This is a genomic window from Pseudomyxococcus flavus (assembly GCF_050038885.1).
Classification (GTDB): domain Bacteria; phylum Myxococcota; class Myxococcia; order Myxococcales; family Myxococcaceae; genus Myxococcus; species Myxococcus flavus.
Genome location: NZ_CP143624.1, coordinates 3,769,701 through 3,785,990 on the forward strand (window position 1 = coordinate 3,769,701; position 16,290 = coordinate 3,785,990).

The following is a 16,290-nucleotide window of genomic DNA, read 5'->3' on the forward strand; positions in this document are numbered from 1 at the left end:
GCTTCCTTCTGCGGGTTAGAGGGACCAGCCCAGCGACGCGCTGAACGCGATGCCGGGTTTGTACGTCTGCACGTCCACCGACTCCTGACGGAGGGTGACGGACGAGTTGAGGAGGTTGGCGGCAGTGAGCTTCAGTTGTGCCGAGCCGAGCTGCTGGGTCAGCGAGATGTCCACGCGGTGGAAGGGCTGCTCGTAGACGTCCGGCAACCGCTGGACGCCCACTTCACTGATGCGGCGGCCGTACACGTTGTAGAGGAGGGTGAGCTCGGTCCCGCTCTCGGGACGCGAGTAGCCGAGGTTGAGGTTGATGACGTACGGAGACTGTCCCTGGAGGGGACGGTTCTTGTTCGTCTGCGCGCCCACCGCGCTACCCAGGTCCACGTTGGACTGGATGAGCGTGAGGTTCGCGCCCACGCGCAGGGACTTCAGCGCCTCGGTGAGCCGGGCGAGCGAGGCGCGGGCTTCCAGCTCCACACCGTAGGTGTCGGCGCCTGCCGCGTTCTCGAAGCCGAGGTCACCGGACTCGGGGTTCTTGATGACGCGCTCGATGGGGTCCTGGAAGCGCTTGTAGAAGACGCTGGCGGCCAGCACCTCGTTCTCGCCCGTGAACCACTCCACGCGGGCGTCGATGTTGTGGATGCGCGTCTGGAGCAGGTCCGGGTTGCCGGACACGTTCCGGCGGCGAACGAAGTCGAAGTAGATGAAGGGCGCCAGCTCGCGGAAGGTGGGCCGCGCCAGCGTGTAGCTGTAGCCGGCGCGCAGGTTCACCGTGGGCGTCAGCGCGTAGATGGCGTTGAGGGCCGGCAGCAGGTTCGTGTACGAGGAGGTGGTCTTCTCGCCGGACGCGCCGGTGAACGGGTCCTTCAGCGTGAGCTGCTGGGTGGAGGACTCCACGCGCACGCCGCCCACCAGTCGGAGGGATTCCAGCACCTGCGCGTCCGCAGACGCGTAGCCGGAGAAGATGCCCAGGTACGCGTCATACGCGTCGTCTGGACGGGTGTTCTCACGCACGCGGATGCCCGTGCCCAGGTTCTCCGGGGCGAAGAGCTGCTCCGGCGGCAGGGTGCGGTCCACCGGCGTCGTGCCCAGCATGTAGCGGAAGCGGCGGGCGCCGAAGTCGCGGAAGGATACCTGCGTGAGACCGCCCACCTTCAGCCGGACGGCGGAGAGGGGAACGGTGACGTTGAGGCTGCCACCCGTGGACGTCTCGCCCAGCTCGGCGAAGAAGCGCTCGCCGCTGTTGGGCTGGTTGGGGAAGGTGGGCGTGCCCGATGGCGTGGAGAGGTTGTCGCTGTAGAGCGTGTCGCGGGTATCGGGCTCGTCGCGGTCCACGCGGGACAGGTTGGCCTGCCAGTCGAGTTCTGCGTCTCCCAGCAGGCCCAGGCGGTGGAAGCCCCGGAGCTGGTTGAAGAAGAGCTGCCGGCTGACGAACTGGAGGCGCGTGCTCTCGTAGCTCTCGCCGCGGACGATGTTGCTGCCGCGCGCGGTGAAGGTGCGGGTGTCGGTGCCGCGGGTATAGAGGCCGAACCAGGTCAGCTCGTTGTTCCGGTCGAGCTGGAAGCCCACGCTGCCCAGGCCGCTGAGGCTGGCCGTCTCGAAGCCCTGAACGCTGCGGGCCGCGTCGCGGGCGTTGAGCTCGTCATTCTCGTCGCGGTCGGCCCGGGCGAAGGTGCCCTCCTGCACGCCGTCGCGGTGGCCGTAGTTGGCGCTGGCCAGGTAGCCCAGGCGGCTGTTGCCGAAGCGCAGGGTGTCACCCACGGACACGCCCAGGCCCATGTTGGGCAGCGCCGTGGTGCGGCGCGCTTCCCAGATGTTGGGGAAGCTGCGGTATTGCTGCGCCAGCACCTCGCTGGACTCACCGGAGCTGCCCAGCCCGGCGTTGCGCGGGATGGCGTTGGGGAGCTGTCGGCTGCTGCTGGGGAAGCCCAGGTTCTCCATGAAGCCGCCCTGGGCCTGGGTGTTGCGCTCGCGGAACGTCGTCACGGAGTCGCCGCCCAGGCTGATGCGCGGCTTGAGCTCGAACTCGCTCGGGTAGGAGTTGGTCTCGATGAGCAGCGTGCCGCCGCCGAAGGTGCCGGGCAGGTCGGGCGTGTAGCTCTTCACCACGTTGAGGTTGGCCAGGAGGCTGGTGGGGAAGATGTCCAGCGGGACGCTGGGCTCGTCCGGCTCGGGGCTGGGCAGCAGCGCGCCGTTGAGCAACGTGGTGCTGTAGCGGCCACCCAGGCCGCGCAGCAGCACGTAGCGGCCGTCCACCACCGTGGCGCTCACCACGCGCTTCACGGCGTCGGAGGCGCTGGAGTCTGGCGTGCGCGCGATTTCCTGCGCGCTGATGGCGTCCGACACGGCGGCGGCCTTCTTGCGCTCCTGGAGCAGCGCGCCTTCGGCCCGACGGTCCGCGCGGGCCTCGACGACGACCTCCTGCACCGCGCCTTCGTCCGCGCTGAGCGCGACGTCCAGCTTCGTGGCCTTGCCCTTGGTCACCACGACGCCGGTGATGCGGCGGCCCTGGTACACGTCGTAGAAGACGCGCAGGTCGTACTTCCCGGGCGGCAGGGCCACCCGGTAGAAGCCGTCCAGGTCGGTGAGGACCTGCTTCTGGGCGCCCGTCACGACCTTCACCGTGGCCTCGATGAGGCCCTCGCCGTTGGTCGCGTCCGTCACGCGGCCGTGGATGCCGGTGAAGCCTGGCGGCGGGACGGCGGACTCCGCGAGCATCTCGTCGTCGCCCATGGCCTCGGCGCCCATGGCGCCGTCGGCGGGCGCGGCCGGCTGCTGCGCGGTGGGGGCGGTCTCGGTGCCAGGCTGCGCGGCCGTCGGCGCCGTCTCGGTGCCGGGCTGCTGCGCGGTCGGCGCAGTCTGGGTGCCGGGCTGCGCTGCAGTAGGCGCGGTCTGGGGCCCCGGCTGCTGCGCGGTCGGAGCTGGAGTGGCGCCGGGCTGCTGCGCGGTCGGTGCGGCCTGAGTGCCAGGCTGCGCTGCAGTAGGCGCGGCAGCGGGCTGCTGCGCAGTGGGAGCGGGCGTAGTGCCCGGCTGCTGTGCAGTGGGCGCGGGCGCGGCAGCGGGCTGTTGTGCAGTGGGCGTGGTCTGGGTCCCCGGCTGCTGCGCGGTCGGCGCGGGCGTGACCCCGGGCTGCTGCGCGGCGGCACCCGTGCCCGCGGGATCAGCCGCGGTGGCGCCCGGCTGCTGCGCGGCGGGAGCCTTCTGCGCCGAGTCGGAATCCTTCGTGGCCGACGGCTGGGTTTCCTCGGGTTCGGGAAGCGGTTGCGTGACGGGGTCGACCGCGGGAGCGGGCGCCGCGCCCGGGACACCGGGCGCCTGGGCGAACACGGGCGTAGCTGTGACGACAAGCGCGGCCAGGAAGGCGCGCAAGGTGGCAGTGCGAGACAACACGACACTCCTTACCGAGGTGCGCGTAGAGAACGCGACACGCATGGCAGCTGGATGAAGGGGCTGTGACGATTCAGGCGGCGGACCGAAAACTCCGCGTCACGGTCCGCCGCGGGGCTGCATCAATCCGCGAGCTTGTCCGGCAGCACGCCCACCGTGATGTCCCCGCCTCGCGCGAGGTCCAGCACGTCCATGGCGGCGCCGTACGGCACGTCATCACTGGCGTCGAAGAACACAATCTTGTCCGGGCGCGCGTTGAGCATGCGCTGGAGCCGGGCCACGACCTGGTCGCGGGGCACTTCTTCCCGGTTGATGCGCAGCACGCCGGACTTGTCCACCGTGAGGACCACCGGTGGCAGTGCATCGGGAGGAGGGGGAGGGGCCTCCTGGTCATCGCCCTTGGCGGGCACCGTCATCCACATCTGCTTCGTCATCAGCGGCGTGACGACCATGAAGATGATGAGGAGGACGAGCACCACGTCCACCAGGGGCGTCACGTTCATCGCCGGGCGGATGCCGCCTTTGCCGCCGCCTCCGAGGTCGAATGCCATGGCGTGCGCTCCTAGTTCTTCTTCTTGTCGACGACCTGCAGGTTGATGCCGGGGAAGCCCAGCTCCTGCATGGCCTTGAAGAGGCCGCGCACCTCGGAGTAGCGCACCCCGCGGTCGGCCTTGAGCACCACGGGCGAGTCCGGGTCCTTCGCGCGCACGGCCTTCAGCTCGGCCATGAGCGCGTCGCGCTTGAGCTCCTTGCGGTCCAGGTAGAAGGCCCCCGTCGCGGAGAGGCTCACCGTGGTGGGCGTCAGTTCCTTGTTCTCCTTGTCCGGGTTCGTCGCGGTGGGCAGGTCCACCGAGGCGCCGGACTCAATCTGGGGCGTGACGACCATGAAGATGATGAGGAGGACGAGCACGACGTCCACGAGGGGCGTCACGTTCATCTCCGGCGTCAGGCTCCTACGCGCTGTGGACATCGCGGGACTCCTTGCGAGCAGCGAGCTCCGGCCCCGTGGCCACCGCGGCGCCGTTGGCGGCGACGGGCTTCTGCGGGTTCAGGTCCTCCAGGTAGTCCATGAACTCGCTGCGCGCGGCGTCCAGCGAGAGCTGGAGCGCGTCGGCGCGCGTGGAGAGGAAGTTGAACATCAGCACCGCGGGGATGGCGACGAGCAGACCCAGCGCGGTGACGACGAGCGCCTCGGCGATACCGGCGGACACCGCGCCCAGGCCGCCGGAGCCCTCCTTGGCGATGCCGGAGAAGGCCTCGATGATGCCGACGACCGTACCGAGCAGACCGACGAAGGGGGCCACCGAGCCGACGGTGGCGAGCACGGACATGCCGCGGCGGACGTCCGCGCTGACGCGCTCGTTGATGCGGACCAGCTCGCGGCGGGTGAGCTCCACCGGGCCCAGCTTGCCGGCCGGGGCGCGGGACTTCGCGAGGAAGTGCTTCATGCCGCCGCCCAGCAGCATGGCCAGGTGGCTGCCCTTGGTGGCCTCCGCCTCCTTCACCAGCTCCTCATGCTGGTGCTGGGTGAGGAGCGGGCCGGCGCGGGACGCGAAGCGCTTGGAGATGGAACGCGAGCGGAAGAAGACGAAGAGGCGTTCGAAGAACACCGCGAGGGACGCGACGGCGAAGAGGATGAGCGTCCACGCGATACCCAGCGCGAACACACCCATGTGGTTGTAGATGTCCCTGAGATTGAAATTCATGACGGGTTGCTCCTGGGGGGCAGGTGCGGGTGAGGCGGTGACGGCCTACGACTTGAGACGGAAGGGAACCTTGAAGATGCGGAACACGGCGGTGGGCTGACCGGCGACGATGGCGGGCTTGAAGCGCCACGTCTTCGCGGCGGCCATGGCCGCGCTGGCGAAGGGCTCGTCGCCGCGCATCACCCGGAGCTGGGTGACGCGGCCATCCACGCCCACCACGCCCTTGAGGATGACCATGCCCTCCAGGCCCTTGGAGCGGGCCTCGGCGGGGTATTCGGGCGTGAGGTTGGAGGCCAGGGGTTCCGGCGGCGTGCCGGACTCGGGCAGGTTGATGGGCGCGGCGCGTCCGCCGCCACCCGCGAGCGTGTCACCGCCCGGGACACCGCCCACCACGCCGCCGGGCACGAGCGTGCCAGTGCCACCCACGGCGATGGGCGCGGCGGCCACCGTCTCCGTGGCGGACTCGGGCGGCTTCTCCAGCGGCACTTCCTTGGGGACGACGATGGGAGCGGGCGCCACGACGGGCGCGGCGGGAGGCGGTGGCGGTGCTTTCGCGACGGCCGGGGGCGCGGGCTTGGGCGCCAGCTTCGGCTTGGGAGGCGGTGGGGGCGGAGGCGGCGGCTTCGCCTCGACGACGGGAGGCGGCGGAGGCGGGGGCGGAGGACGGAACACCACGTCCATGCCCTTCTTCTCCTTGATGACTTCCGTCACCTTGCCAGCAGCGGTGACGGCGGCGATGCCCATCAGCGCGAACACGGCGACGGAGGCCGTGGTGGAGAGCGCGAACCGCCGCGCCGAGTGGACGTCCGGGCCACTGTCGAAGGTCTCGAACATGACTGGACGCGCATATAGCGACGCCATGTGTCGGACCTGTCCGGGCCCCGTGACACTTTGCCTTCATCAAAATCACGGACGGGTCACGGCGCGAGCCCGCCTGTAAAGCAACGTGGCAGGCGTGCCACGGCATTGTCTTCCACCATGGCGCGAGGCGCGCCCACGCGCCGCATCTGTGCCAGCAGGACGACCAGTAAAGCGGTGTAGACGATGGCGAAGGGGCGCCACAGGAGCACGTGGCGGCTGGCCTCCAGGCCCAGCACCGAGTCGGAAACCAGGATGCCGGTGAGGGCGATGAGGCCCACCAGCGCCAGGTTGGGGCGGTGCCGGCTCTCCACCGCGGCGCGGATCAGCGGCCAGGCCAGCACGAAGTTCGCGCGCCACGCCAGCGGTGACAGCAGCGTGACGCCCAGGCAACACACGGCGACGAAGTCGGCCGGACCGGGGCGCGCCCACGCCACCGCGGCGACGAAGAGGGCCAGGGCCACGGCCTGCGCCAGCGATATCGCACCCGGTGCCACCACCGCGCCGGGTGGGTACACCAGCGACAGCAGCAAGGTGGGCAGTCCCTGGGGGTTGGACTGCAACGCCCAGGGCGGGGTGGTGCGCGCGAGCGTGTCACTCCAGAGCTGGAACTGGATGAGCGTTCCGTCCACGCCATAGCGGACGAGCGTGGGAAGGGTGAGGGCGATGCCCACCACGGCGGTGGCGCCGATGACGCGCCAGTGACGGCGCCAGAGGAAGAAGAGGCCGACGAGGGCCGCCGGGGGCTTGAGCAGGAAGGCGACGGCGAAGGCGGCCCCGGGACGCCACACCTGCCCGCGCTCGGCGCCGAGCGTGGACACGAGGATGAGCAGGAGGATGACGGCGTCCACCTGTCCGTAGAACAGCTCGAAGGTGAAGGCCGGCAGCAACGCGAGCGTCGTCACCACCGGGGCCCAGCGCCAGGGCGTGGCCTCGCCCGGTCCGGGGGCGGCGCGCATGGTGAGCCGCGCCGCCACGGCGAGCGCGGCGATGGAGCCCAGGTTCCAAAGCGCGACGGCCGCGCGGGCGGGCAGCAGGGTGAAGGGGAGGAAGAGCGGCGCGGTGATGGGCGCGTACTTGAACGGCATGGTGCCGTCGGACAGGCGGTAGATGTCCGTGCCCTCGAGGAAACGCTCCGCGGCCATGAGATAGACGCGGAAGTCCACGCCCCGGCGCGGGTGCTGGCCCACGGCGACAGCGGCAATGGCCAGCCCGAGCAGCACCAGCCACCAGGCCCAGCGGTCCCAGCTTCCATCGGCGGGGGCGCCGCGCTCCGAAGCGGCCGGTGGTGGGGAGGCAGGGCGTGAGGGGCCCGGGTCGGCAGCGGTCATCGGACAGTGGGGGCGGGGGGAGCGGCACCATTCCACGCCCACCGTCACGGGCACAACGGAGCGTGCTTGTAAGTGCTACAATCCGTACGCTTCCAGCAGCTTCAGCCACACCTCGCTCACGGTGGGGAACGAGGGGACCGCGTGCCAGAGCGTGTCGAGCGGGACCTCCCCCGCGACGGCGATGGTGGCCGCATGGAGCATCTCTCCCACCTCGGGCCCGGTGAAGGTGGCGCCGACGAGCACCCGGCGCCGCTCGTCCACCACCAGCTTCACGGTGCCGGTGAGCCCCTTGCCCAGCAGCGAGGTGCCGGCCACGTCCTGGAGCTGCGTCTCCACCGTGCGCACGGGGATGCCCGCCTCGCGGGCCTTGGCCTCGGTGAGGCCCACGCTGGCCACCTGGGGATGGGTGAAGACGACCTGGGGCGTGGCCTTCGCATCCGCCCAGGCCCTCGCCTGCTTGCCCGCGATGACGTCACCCACCTGGCGGGCCTGGTACTTGCCCATGTGGGTGAGGAGGTTGCGGCCATTGATGTCGCCGCACGCGTACAGCCAGCCGCCTTCCACGCCCTTGGCACGGAGCTGGTCATCCACCTCCACGGGCTTGCCGCCCTGAAGCCCCACCGTCTCCAGGCCCAGCCCGTCCGTGCGGGGGACGCGGCCCAGGGCCACCAGGATTTCGTCCGCGCGGACCTCCTCGCCGGTCGACAGCGTCACCGTCACCTCACCCTTGCCGCCGGGCCGGCTCACCCGCGAGGTCTCCATGCCCAGCAGCACGCGCACGCCGGCGTCGCGCAGCGCCTGGGCCACCTGCTCACCGGCGAAGGGCTCGGTGCGGGACAGCAGTCGCTTTCCACGCTGCACCAGCGTCACCTCGGCGCCCAGCGTGCGCCAGGCCTGCGCCAGCTCCACGGCCACCGCGCCGCCGCCCAGCACCACCAGCCGCCGGGGCACCTCCCTGGCCGCGGTGCCCTGGCGGTTGTCCCAGGGCTTCGCGTCCCGCAGCCCGGGGATGTCGGGGATGCGTGGCCGGCTGCCCGTGGCCAGCACCACGGCCTTGCGGGCCTCCAGCTCGCGCACGGCGCCGTCCTTGCCTTCGACGCGCACCTTGCGCGGGCCGGTGAGCTTGCCGGTGCCGCGGAGCACCTTCAGCTTCGCGCCCTCGGCCCACTTCACCTGGGAGTCGTCCTGGTAGTTGCTGACCATGGCGTCGCGCTGGGCCAGCACCGCGCGCGCGTCGATGGGGCCCTTGAGCAGCTCGCGCACGCCAGCGGTGTGCTCGGCAAGCCAGCGCGTGTCGCCGGGGCGCAGCAGGGCCTTGCTGGGGATGCAGGCCCAGTACGAGCACTCGCCGCCGAGCAGCTCGTGCTCCACCAGCGCCACCGACAAGCCGGCCTCCGCGGCACGCGCACCGGCGACCTCCCCCGCGGGCCCCGCCCCAATCACCACCACGTCGAAAGCTTCCGCCATGTGCATTCACCTCGTGCCCGTTCCGTAGCGCGAAGGCGGGCCTCGCCCATGCCTCGTCGGGGCGCACGTTCGCTGCTGGAAAGTGAGGTTGGTCACCCGCTGACACCCGTCACAGGGCGAGAGGCCGGGAGGCGGCTGGCTGTCAGGGTTGCTCGCGTCCGGGCGTCGGGGGCGGGCGCTTGACGCGGGGAGAAGGGCGGTCGCATCTTCCCCGCGGAGCATCGGGGTCCGCGCCGGAGTCTCGCGCGCGGCGGGAGGTGTGCCATGGGACGTGTCTCGAACGGAGTCTCGGGTCGCTTCGCGCCGGACGTGCTGGACCGGGTGGACCGCCTCCCTCGCTGAGCCCATTGCGCTGAGCGGGACGGAACGCGTTCCCCTCCCTTCGTGCACCGGACGCGCGCGGAGCCTCTTCCGCCGTGCAACAGGCCGGCGTGTGCCTCGTGTGTCGCTCACGGCAGGGAAGCCGGGAGCCCGCGTGGGCCGCGCACGGCCTTCAGGGAACCGTTCGTCCACGCATGTCTTCTTCCAGCAATCGCCGTCACCCGGCACCGCGCCATCTGCGCGTGCAGTCCCATCTGTTCCAGGAAGTCTCCCGTACCTTCCGCGATGAGCTGTCCGACCCGAGACTCGAAGGCGTCGCGCTGACGTCCTTCGAGCTGTCGCCGGACGGGCGGCTCGTTCGCATGGGCTACACCGTCACGCCGGAAGCCGCGGCGTCCGGCCTTCGTCCCGTGCAGGAGGCGCTGGACCGCGCCTGCGGCTACCTGCGCTCGCAGCTCGCGGAGCACCTCGACCTCAAGCGGGTGCCGCGGCTCCGCTTCATCTTCATCGGCGTCTCGGAGCAGGCCCCCGAGGCGGAGGAGGGCGAGTCATGACGCCCCGTGTCCTTCCGCCCGCGCCGGGGGGCAGGCCCATCCTCGTCTGGGCCCGCACGCTGCCTCCCGGCGCGGAGAAGCAGCTCCGTCACCTCGCCGCCCAGCCCTATGTGGTGGAGCACGTGGCCGCCATGCCGGACTTTCACGTCGCTTCCGGCGTCGCCGTGGGCACCGTGTTTGCCACCGAGCACCACGTCGTTCCCGGCGCGCTGGGGGGCGACCTGGGCTGCGGCGTGAGCGCCTGGCGCTTTCCGCTCGCCCCGCGGCTCCCCGGCCGCGACAAGCTGGCGCAGGTGCTGTCGCGGCTGGCCGACGTGGTGCCCGTGGGAGACGCCGTCCACCGGGGCAGGGGGCTGACGCTGCCCGCGGCGCTGGCGTCGCCGCCCCTGTCCACCCGGAAGCTGGTGCATGCGTGGGAGCGGCTGGCGCCCAGGCACCTGGGGACGCTCGGCGGCGGCAATCACTTCCTCGAGCTGGACCGGGACGCGGAGGGCCACCTCTGGCTGCTGCTGCACACCGGCTCGCGAGGCGTCGGCGCGGCCATCGCGGACCACCATGGGCGCGTGGCCCGGGCGCTGGGGGAAGGCAGCCTGCCGGCCCTGAGCACGCACACCGAGGAGGGCGCGGCCTGCCTCGAGGACACGCAGTGGGCCTGCCGCTTCGCCCGAGCGAACCGGGACGCCATCGCCGCGCGTGCGCTGGATGTCCTGGAGGACGCCCTGGGGGTGGCCGCCGAGGCCGCGCCCGCCGTGGATGTGCACCACAACCACGTCGCCCCGGAGGTGCACGGGGGACGCGCGTTGCTGGTGCACCGCAAGGGCGCGGTGGGGCTCCTGGCGGGCCAGCGCGGGCTCATCCCCGGCTCCATGGGCACGGCGTCCTACGTCGTGGAGGGCCGGGGCGAGCCGCGGGCCTTCGGCTCCTGCTCGCATGGGGCGGGGCGCGTCCTCTCTCGCTCGGAGGCGCGGGCCCGCATCCGTCCGGCGGCGCTGGAGCACGCGCTGCGACGCGTGGTGTATGACCGAGGGCGCATCGCCGCGCTGGTGGAGGAGGCCCCCGCCGCCTACCGCGACATCACCGAGGTGCTGGAGGACGAGGAGGACCTCGTCCGGCCCCTCGTGCGCCTCACGCCGCTCGCCGTCCTGAAGGGCTGAACGCAAGGCCCGGGCCCCTCGCGACAGCGAGGGGCTTTACTCCGGGTGTCAAGAAGGAGCGACAACGCGCCCGGCTCCCGCCCCGTCCGGCCCCCCGCGAGGGGTCCAGTGGCTGACACGTGCACGGAACCGCGTCAGGGGAGTTCCCCGCACCCGTCGGGATGCCGTACACTCGGACGCCAGAAGTACACGAGAGAACCTGCTGGGGCGTCGTCTAATGGCAGGACATCAGACTTTGACTCTGAGTATCAAGGTTCGAATCCTTGCGCCCCAGCCACTCCGCTCCGGGGGGACGCGGTAGCCAAGCGTCTGTCCGTGCACGAAGGACGGTGGGCCGATGCCGCAGAAGACACTCCTTCTGGTCTCCGTGGGTAATCCGCCGGCCTCTCTCCTGAGGGACTTGCAGGACCCGCTGGCGGCGCAAATGGGTGTCTCCGCCGTGGTGTCGAAGACGGTGCTCCAGACACCGGCCTATGCCTTCAACAAGGACCGCGGCCAATACCACTGCAACGCCATCATGCGGCGGCTCACGCCCATGCTGGAGCCCGGGCAGTTCGCGGTCATGGGCATCACCGACGTGGACCTCTTCGTTCCGGACTCTCCCTTTGTCTTCGGTGAGGCGGACCGCGAGTCGAAGACGGCGGTGATGAGCCTCCATCGCCTGGCCCAGGGCGTCGCCAGCGACACGCTCCGGCGCCGCGCGCAGGTGGAGGTGGTGCACCAGGCGGGACACCTGCTTGGGTTGTCCTACTGCGAGGACCCGCGGTGCGTGATGTTCTTCGCCCAGACGCCGCAGGACTGCGACCGCAAGCAGCTGTCGCTCTGCAACCTCTGCCGCAACGAGCTCCAGAAGCTCAACCGCTGACCTCCGCCGCGCGTTGAATCACCCGTGGCGCGTTGACGTCGGACCCGGTGCGCTCTGTAGTACGGGGCTCTCTTTCGGCCGGGATGCGGAGTGACGACGATGACGGGCAAGCGGAGGTTTCTCGGGGCAGTCTTGGCGGTGGGGATGCTGGGGGGCTGCGAGCCCCTGGACGACGGTGGCGGCGGCACCATCGGGGACGTGCTGTTCACCCGGGGCTTCGCCTTCGTGCGTGAGAACGACCGCAACGTCTTCGTGGTGGACGACAACGGCGACGCCAACAGCCCCCAGCGGCTCACCAGCGTGGGCGGCGCGTACTGGCCCTCCGTGTCGCGAGACGGCCGCAGCGTGGTGTTCGTCCAGCGCAGCGGGGGCACCACCTCGCTTCTGACGGTGCCCACCTCGGGTGGGACACCGTCCACGTTGTTCCGGGCGAATGACGCGGCGTGCGCGCGCGGCTGCTCCGACTTCCGCACGCCCACCTTCAGCCCGGACGGGCGCAGCGTCGTCTTCGTCTTCTCGCCGGGCAACAGCTCCCAGACGGCGCTGGCGCGCATCAACACGGACGGCAGCGGCTTCCAGGAGCTCACGCCCAACAACGTCATCGCCTATGGGGCGCCGTCCTTCGTGCCCAATGGCAGCGCGGTGGTGGCGGGCGCGGGCAGCTTCTCGAACCAGCTCGGCCAGATTGCGTACGTGCCGCTCAACGGCGGCACCATCATCTACAGCTCCCTGAGCGCGGGCGTGCAGTTCGTGGAGAACCGCGTCGCGGTGTCCCCGAGCGGCTCCCAGGTGGCGCTGGACGGGCGCCTGACGTCCGGTGGCACGCGCATCTTCGTGGCGCCACTCTCGGGCGCCAACGTGGGGGCGCTCCAGCGCGTCACCAACAGCGGGGAGGGCTCCGAGGAGTCCTGGCCGAGCTGGACGGGCTCCAGCCAGCTGGGCTTCCTCATCAGCGCGGGCGGCAGCGACCCGGGCATCTACCGGGCGACCGTGGGCGCGGGCTCCACGGGCTCGGTGTCGCTCGCGGTGCCCAGCGCGGCCGAGCCGTCGTACGGGCCCATCTGACCTGTCGCGCGCCGGGCGGCATGCAAGCGTCCGGGGGCGACTGGCGTATCGGTCCGCGAGGCGCGATGCTGCCTCGCGGAGGTCGGTGATGTCCCTCTTCGATGCCGTGCTGGCGGGCGACCGCGCCGCCGTGGAGTCCCACCTGTCCGCCGGAGCGGACCCGAACCCCTTCGACGAGGAGGGGCGCACGCCGCTGATGGCCGCGGCGCGCGCGGGGCGGGCGGACCTGGTGCAGCTCCTCCTGGAGGCGGGCGCGGACCCCGAGCTGACGGACCGCGTCGGCGAGTCCGCGCTCATCATGGCCGCCGCGCATGGCCACGCCGAGGTCTGCCAGTGGTTGATGCCTCACGCGCGTGACGACGACCAGGACCTGGCCCGCACGCTGCTGTCGGGCCTGGGCATCACCGACCTGCGCCTGGACAAGGCGCCTCCGCCGGACAACGGCTTCCGCCGCAAGCTCGCCTCGGCCGGGGCCTATGTCTCCGGCAAGCTGGGCGACGACGGCGCCACGAAGCGCCTGGAGCGCCTCCTGCGCGCGGAGAAGCAGCGCAAGCCCTGAAACGGCGAAGGCCCGGGGCTTCACGGTGGAAGCCTCCGGGCCCTCGTTGTCGTCGGCGGGCCACCCGAAGGGGCCCGCCGTCTCACCCCGGCTGGGGCGCTACTCCGGCTTGGCGCTCACCGTCGCGCCCGGTGCCACGGTGCCCACCGCGCCGCTCTTGGACTCCAGCGCGTCGGCCACCAGCTCGGTGATGTCCTTGATCTTGATGTTCTCCTCGCGGCCGGTGTCGTTGACCGCGTCGGAGAGCATCGTCGAGCAGAACGGGCACGCCACCGCGACGATGCCGGTGCCGCCCTTGTCCTTGTAGTCGCCCACCTGGCCCGGCTTCTTCTTGTCCGCGGCGTTGGGGTAGGGCGTGGACGGGTCCTCGGCGTGCTTCAGCGTCAGCGCGGCCTCGTTCAGGCGGTTGTGGTTGATGCGCGTGCCGATGTGCTCTTCCATCCACATGCGGCCGCCGCCGGCGCCGCAGCAGAAGCCCTCGCGCTTGCTGCGCTGCATCTCCACCACCTCGAGCCCGGGGATGCTGTTCAGCACCTCGCGCGGGGCGTCGTAGACGCCGTTGTGGCGGCCCAGGTAGCAGGGGTCGTGGTAGGTGAGCTTGCTGTTCATCACCGCGGAGAGCTTGATGCGCTTCTCCTTCAGCAGCTCGTTGATGAGCTGCGTGTGGTTGATGACGCGGTACTCGCCGCCGAACTCCGGGTACTCGTTCTTGATGGTGTTGAAGCAGTGCGGGCACTGGGTGATGACGGCCTTCACGCCCATCGAGTTCCACGTCTCGACGTTCGTCTTCGCCATCGTCTGGAACAGGTACTCGTTGCCCATGCGGCGCGCGGAGTCGCCGTTGCACATCTCCTGCTTCGACAGCGTGGCGAAGCTCACGCCCGCCTCGCGCAGAATCTTCACCAGCGCGCGGCTGACCTTCTTCTGCTTGTCGTCGTAGCTGCCCGCGCAGCCCACGAAGAACAGGTACTCGTACGGGCCGCCGTCGTCACCCCAGGTGGGGAGCGCCAGGTCCTCCGCCCACTCGTCGCGCCGGTCCTGGCCCAGGCCCCAGGGGTTGCCCTGGCGCTCGATGCCCTCGAACACGCGCTGGATTTCGGGCGGGAACTCCGCCTTCACCTGCACCTGGTAGCGGCGCATGTCGATGAGGCGCGGCACGTTCTCGATGAACACCGGGCAGGCCTGCTCGCACCAGCCGCAGCTCGTGCACGCCCACACCGTCTCCGCCTTCAGCGCGCTGCCAATGATTTCGGGCAGCGGCTCCTTCGTCTTGTTCGGGCCGTAGCCTTCCTCCACCCACTGCTCGTTCTCCCAGATCCAGTGCTTCAGGTCCTGGTTGACGCCCTTGTGGGTGAGCGGCTTGCCGGTGATGTACGTCGGGCAGTGCGTCTGGCAGCGGCCACACTCCGTACAGGAGTAGAGGTCCATGCCCTGCTTCCACGTCAGGTCCCTCACCGTGGCGGCGCCGAACTCCTCCTTCTCCAGGTCCGGCGTGGGCAGCTTGCCGGTGGAGTGCGTGCGCTGGAAGAAGACGGTCGGCAGGCCGGTGATGATGTGGAAGTGCTTGCCCAGCGGCAGGAAGTTCAGGAACGCCAGGATGATGCAGAGGTGAATCCAGAAGCCCGCCACGCCCAGCACGTGCGCGGCGCTGGCGCCCAGCGGCATCATCGCCATGCCCGTCAGGCTGGTGAACGGCTCCCACCACACCAGGGCGGCGGGCGACTGGGGCACCTGCGTGGCGCCCATCTGCACCTGCGCGGCGGCGGCGTGCTGGGCCACCATGTGGCTGCCGCCGAAGACGAACTCGGAGATCATCAGCCCGGCGATGAAGCCCAGGATGAGGTACGCCTCCCAGGACGGCGTCATCCGGTCCGGCTTCACCTTCCAGCGGACCCAGACGTAGTAGGCCACACCCAGCAGGGCCAGCGCGGCGACCACGTCCTTGGCCAGCAGGTAGACCTTGTAGAGGCCCAGCAGCGCGGATTGATCCGCCCAGAACGGGTGGCTCAGGTCCGTCAGCACCTCCAGCGCCGTGGACGAGAAGCCCATGGCGAAGAGCATGATGGTGCGCAGGGCCAGCACCATGAACGCCGCGTAGATGAGCACGTGGAACAGGCCCGGGGTGAACTCCTCCGGATCCACCAGGCGCTTCTGGCCAAGGCCGAAGCGCACGAGCTGCGCCACGCGGAAGGGGATGTTGTCGAGCCGGTTCTCCTTCTTCATCGCGAGCAGGACGCCCACGCGACCGGACATGGTCATGACGAAGATGGGAATGGCGAGGGCTAGCAACAGGCCGGTGATGATGGGACTCATGGGACTCTGAGGACCTCGAGGGCGCGGCGGATGGGCCCGGGCTGCCGCGTCGCGGCAATTCTTGCGTGCACTTCAACCCTAACAGGGGTGATTCGCGAATCAAGCACCCTGCTGCCCCACGTGTCCGTCATTGGAGAACCCGGCCCAGGTCCGCCGGGGAGTGAGCGGCCAGGGCACGGATTTACCAGGGCGCGCCCGCCGCCGGTAGCGCCTTGAAAATACCACTTTGTCAACCGCCGTGGGGTTCCCTTCCGGACCGGGGAGGATTACCTTGTGCGATTGCCGCGGGCACTGTCCGACGCCCGACGTTCCGTAACCTGCTGTAAATATGCGTCTTCATCCTTGGCGAGCAGGCAGGTAGGCGGATGGGGGACACGGCGCCTGGAACTTTGAGACCCCAAGGGCTTTACAACGCAAGGCGACATCCCCAACATGGTCGGTAAATCGGTCAACGTCTAATCGAGCGGGCCTCGCATGGGGCGGGCCCGGGTCGACCGAAGCGGGATGCCCACCTTCGCCAGGGGGCCTCCAGGGGAGCCGGACATGGTGCACGACGACACCACGTACATGGACGATGAAGGGTTGCCTTATGTGGATCCGCGACCGGACGGTGATTCGGAGGCTTCGAGTCCCGACGAGGATGCGCCCGGCCGCCGCTGGGGCTACGCCGAGGAGTCGTGGGGCGGCTGGAGTGCGGCCGAGTAGTGCGCGGC

The 16,290-nt window shown here is 70.5% G+C and carries 14 protein-coding genes and 1 tRNA gene; 7 read left to right on the top strand and 8 right to left on the bottom strand.

Translation table 11 applies throughout. The features are described 5' to 3' along the window. Positions 1-15 precede the first annotated feature (15 nt). The 7 genes from VZL07_RS15790 to VZL07_RS15820 form a co-directional block, all read right to left on the bottom strand. Positions 16-3,429, bottom strand: coding sequence for a TonB-dependent receptor domain-containing protein (locus VZL07_RS15790; protein ID WP_426756369.1), 3,414 nt, complete (start codon positions 3,427-3,429; stop codon positions 16-18). Between the two features lie 77 nt (positions 3,430-3,506). After that, positions 3,507-3,935, bottom strand: coding sequence for an ExbD/TolR family protein (locus VZL07_RS15795; protein WP_426756370.1), 429 nt, complete (start codon positions 3,933-3,935; stop codon positions 3,507-3,509). 11 nt (positions 3,936-3,946) lie between these two features. Continuing rightward, positions 3,947-4,354, bottom strand: coding sequence for an ExbD/TolR family protein (locus VZL07_RS15800; protein ID WP_426756371.1), 408 nt, complete (start codon positions 4,352-4,354; stop codon positions 3,947-3,949). Beyond that, a complete protein-coding gene (locus VZL07_RS15805; protein WP_426756372.1) occupies positions 4,338-5,090 on the bottom strand; it encodes a MotA/TolQ/ExbB proton channel family protein in 753 nt (250 codons plus the stop codon). Before VZL07_RS15805 ends, VZL07_RS15800 begins: the two co-directional genes overlap by 17 nt. Positions 5,091-5,135: 45 nt before the next feature. After that, positions 5,136-5,924, bottom strand: a complete 789-nt coding sequence (locus tag VZL07_RS15810) for an energy transducer TonB (protein WP_426756373.1) — start codon at positions 5,922-5,924, stop codon at positions 5,136-5,138. Between the two features lie 83 nt (positions 5,925-6,007). Next, positions 6,008-7,321 carry a glycosyltransferase family 87 protein gene (locus VZL07_RS15815; RefSeq protein WP_426757298.1) on the bottom strand — a complete coding sequence of 438 codons (1,314 nt, stop codon included), beginning with the start codon at positions 7,319-7,321 and terminating at the stop codon, positions 6,008-6,010. Positions 7,322-7,354: 33 nt separating this feature from the next. Next, positions 7,355-8,746: a dihydrolipoyl dehydrogenase family protein gene (locus VZL07_RS15820; RefSeq protein WP_426756374.1), complete on the bottom strand. Its 1,392-nt coding sequence runs from the start codon at positions 8,744-8,746 to the stop codon at positions 7,355-7,357. Positions 8,747-9,261: 515 nt separating this feature from the next. Between VZL07_RS15820 and VZL07_RS15825 the strand changes: the two genes are divergently transcribed. From VZL07_RS15825 to VZL07_RS15850, 6 genes are all read left to right on the top strand, one after another. Beyond that, entirely contained in the window at positions 9,262-9,621 is a 360-nt protein-coding gene (locus VZL07_RS15825) for a ribosome-binding factor A (protein ID WP_426756375.1), read from the top strand. Next, entirely contained in the window at positions 9,618-10,775 is a 1,158-nt protein-coding gene (locus VZL07_RS15830) for an RtcB family protein (protein ID WP_426756376.1), read from the top strand. The genes VZL07_RS15825 and VZL07_RS15830 overlap by 4 nt, the downstream gene beginning before the upstream one ends. Positions 10,776-10,978: 203 nt before the next feature. After that, positions 10,979-11,052, top strand: a tRNA-Gln gene (locus tag VZL07_RS15835). Positions 11,053-11,112: 60 nt separating this feature from the next. Next, positions 11,113-11,640, top strand: coding sequence for a non-proteolytic archaemetzincin-like protein (locus VZL07_RS15840; RefSeq protein ID WP_426756377.1), 528 nt, complete (start codon positions 11,113-11,115; stop codon positions 11,638-11,640). A gap of 90 nt (positions 11,641-11,730) precedes the next feature. Beyond that, positions 11,731-12,705 (top strand): TolB family protein, encoded by a 975-nt coding sequence (locus VZL07_RS15845; RefSeq protein WP_426756378.1) that lies wholly within the window; start codon positions 11,731-11,733, stop codon positions 12,703-12,705. Positions 12,706-12,793: 88 nt separating this feature from the next. After that, positions 12,794-13,264 (top strand): ankyrin repeat domain-containing protein, encoded by a 471-nt coding sequence (locus tag VZL07_RS15850; protein ID WP_426756379.1) that lies wholly within the window; start codon positions 12,794-12,796, stop codon positions 13,262-13,264. Positions 13,265-13,363: 99 nt separating this feature from the next. Here the strand turns inward: VZL07_RS15850 and VZL07_RS15855 are convergent, their stop codons facing one another. Next, complete coding sequence (locus VZL07_RS15855; RefSeq protein ID WP_426756380.1) at positions 13,364-15,577, bottom strand: (Fe-S)-binding protein; 2,214 nt, start codon at positions 15,575-15,577, stop codon at positions 13,364-13,366. A 543-nt stretch (positions 15,578-16,120) separates the two neighbouring features. On the opposite strand from VZL07_RS15855, the gene VZL07_RS15860 reads away from it, so the two are divergent. Beyond that, positions 16,121-16,282 carry a hypothetical protein gene (locus VZL07_RS15860; protein ID WP_426756381.1) on the top strand — a complete coding sequence of 54 codons (162 nt, stop codon included), beginning with the start codon at positions 16,121-16,123 and terminating at the stop codon, positions 16,280-16,282. Positions 16,283-16,290: the final 8 nt, after the last annotated feature.

Bases quoted from the DNA above. Each gene is read 5' to 3' on its own strand.
- VZL07_RS15790 (WP_426756369.1), bottom strand. From the start codon at position 3,429: ATGCGTGTCGCGTTCTCTACGCGCACCTCGGTAAGGAGTGTCGTGTTG.
- VZL07_RS15795 (WP_426756370.1), bottom strand. From the start codon at position 3,935: ATGGCATTCGACCTCGGAGGCGGCGGCAAAGGCGGCATCCGCCCGGCG.
- VZL07_RS15800 (WP_426756371.1), bottom strand. From the start codon at position 4,354: ATGTCCACAGCGCGTAGGAGCCTGACGCCGGAGATGAACGTGACGCCC.
- VZL07_RS15805 (WP_426756372.1), bottom strand. From the start codon at position 5,090: ATGAATTTCAATCTCAGGGACATCTACAACCACATGGGTGTGTTCGCG.
- VZL07_RS15810 (WP_426756373.1), bottom strand. From the start codon at position 5,924: ATGTTCGAGACCTTCGACAGTGGCCCGGACGTCCACTCGGCGCGGCGG.
- VZL07_RS15820 (WP_426756374.1), bottom strand. From the start codon at position 8,746: ATGGCGGAAGCTTTCGACGTGGTGGTGATTGGGGCGGGGCCCGCGGGG.
- VZL07_RS15825 (WP_426756375.1), top strand. From the start codon at position 9,262: ATGTCTTCTTCCAGCAATCGCCGTCACCCGGCACCGCGCCATCTGCGC.
- VZL07_RS15830 (WP_426756376.1), top strand. From the start codon at position 9,618: ATGACGCCCCGTGTCCTTCCGCCCGCGCCGGGGGGCAGGCCCATCCTC.
- VZL07_RS15840 (WP_426756377.1), top strand. From the start codon at position 11,113: ATGCCGCAGAAGACACTCCTTCTGGTCTCCGTGGGTAATCCGCCGGCC.
- VZL07_RS15850 (WP_426756379.1), top strand. From the start codon at position 12,794: ATGTCCCTCTTCGATGCCGTGCTGGCGGGCGACCGCGCCGCCGTGGAG.
- VZL07_RS15855 (WP_426756380.1), bottom strand. From the start codon at position 15,577: ATGAGTCCCATCATCACCGGCCTGTTGCTAGCCCTCGCCATTCCCATC.
- VZL07_RS15860 (WP_426756381.1), top strand. From the start codon at position 16,121: ATGGTGCACGACGACACCACGTACATGGACGATGAAGGGTTGCCTTAT.